Here is a 1,471-nt window from a genome sequence, read left to right on the forward strand (position 1 = left end):
GCGCAAGAACATCCGCAAGGAGCGGATGCAGGCGCAGTGCTTTGGCGGCGGGATCCGGGTCTATCAGGGGGACAGCCTGCAGCCTGAGCATTGGGATGCCTTCTGGGAATTCTATCAGGACACCGGTGCGCGAAAATGGGGCGCGCCTTATCTGACGCGGCAATTCTTCGATATCGTCCATCACACGATGGCGCAGAATATGGCGCTGATTCTGGCGGAGCGCAACGGGCGCTATGTTGCAGGTGCCTTGAATTTCATTGGCCGTGAAACGCTTTACGGGCGTTATTGGGGCTGTGTTGAGCACCATCCCTGCCTGCACTTCGAGCTGTGTTATTATCAGGCGATAGAGCTGGCGATAGCCCTGGGGCTTGACCGGGCTGAGGCGGGCGCGCAGGGTGAACATAAGCTGGCGCGCGGCTATCTGCCGTGCGAAACACACAGCTTGCACTGGATCGGCGATCCCGGGTTTGCCGGGGCCGTTGAACGCTACCTCGAGGCTGAACGGGCCGCCACCGAGGAAGAGATCGAAATCCTGACCGATTACGGCCCGTTCCGCAAAGCCCAAGTGGAGGAGCAAGAATGACGGAAAAACTGTCCGACGCCACCCGCGGCCCGCTGCTGGAGCCGCTGTTTGCCACCGGCTGGGAAATGGTGGAGGGCCGGGATGCTATCACCAAGATCTTCAAGTTCAGCAATTTCGCCGATGCCTTCGGCTGGATGACCCGCGCCGCGATCTGGGCCGAGAAATGGAACCACCACCCGGAGTGGAGCAATGTCTACAACCGGGTGACGGTGGTTCTCACCACCCATGATGTGGATGGGGTCAGCGCGCTGGATGCCAAACTGGCGCGCAAGATGGACGGGCTGTTCGGCGAGCCGCAGACTTGAACGGAGGCTCTGACGGAAAGGTCAGCAATTCTGTCCAAATGTTTCGCGCGCGAAACATTCCGGCAGGCATGCTGACCTTATTTTTCAGGGTTTAATAAGGGGTCGCCCTACGGCCACCGGGTCAGGCAGCCGCAGCCTGGCTTGGCTTCAGCCCATTGACTCCAGCAAGCCTTCACCGGCGGAAAGCTCGCATTGGCCGGGGTTTTCTTCCTTGTTGAGAACTTTCACCTCGCCGTCCTCCACCAGCATCGCATAACGCAGCGAGCGGCCGATCAGACCGGCCGAGGGCACGTCCAGACGCATGCCGAGTGCCTCGGTCAGCGTGCATTCGGCATCCGACAGCATGGTGATCCCGGCCTCGGTGGCACCGGTGTTTTCGCCCCAGATGTTCATCACAAACGGATCATTGCCCGCCAGGCAGATGATTTCCTCGACACCCTTGGCGGCGAACTGATCCTTGGTGCGGATGAAGCTGGGCACATGCGCCGAATGGCAGGTGCTGGTAAAGGCGCCGGGAACCGCGAACAGCACGACTTTGCGCCCCTTCAGCTTGTCTGACAGCTGCACCTGCTCGGGGCCGATG

At 60.6% G+C, this 1,471-nt stretch carries 3 protein-coding genes; 2 read left to right on the forward strand and 1 reads right to left on the reverse strand.

Annotated features, from left to right (window positions below; translation table 11 throughout):
• On the forward strand, window positions 1–583 hold a 583-nt coding region (locus tag A2I95_RS37375), incomplete at its 5' end, for a GNAT family N-acetyltransferase (RefSeq protein ID WP_291737510.1).
• Window positions 580–888: a 4a-hydroxytetrahydrobiopterin dehydratase gene (locus tag A2I95_RS37380; RefSeq protein ID WP_129372104.1), complete on the forward strand. Its 309-nt coding sequence runs from the start codon at window positions 580–582 to the stop codon at window positions 886–888. The genes A2I95_RS37375 and A2I95_RS37380, both read left to right, overlap by 4 nt.
• A gap of 147 nt (window positions 889–1,035) precedes the next feature.
• Here A2I95_RS37380 and A2I95_RS37385 read toward each other — a convergent pair whose 3' ends face one another.
• Window positions 1,036–1,470 (reverse strand): peroxiredoxin, encoded by a 435-nt coding sequence (locus tag A2I95_RS37385; RefSeq protein ID WP_291737511.1) that lies wholly within the window; start codon window positions 1,468–1,470, stop codon window positions 1,036–1,038.
• Window position 1,471 lies beyond the last annotated feature (1 nt).

Source organism: Leisingera sp. F5 (assembly GCF_001593695.1).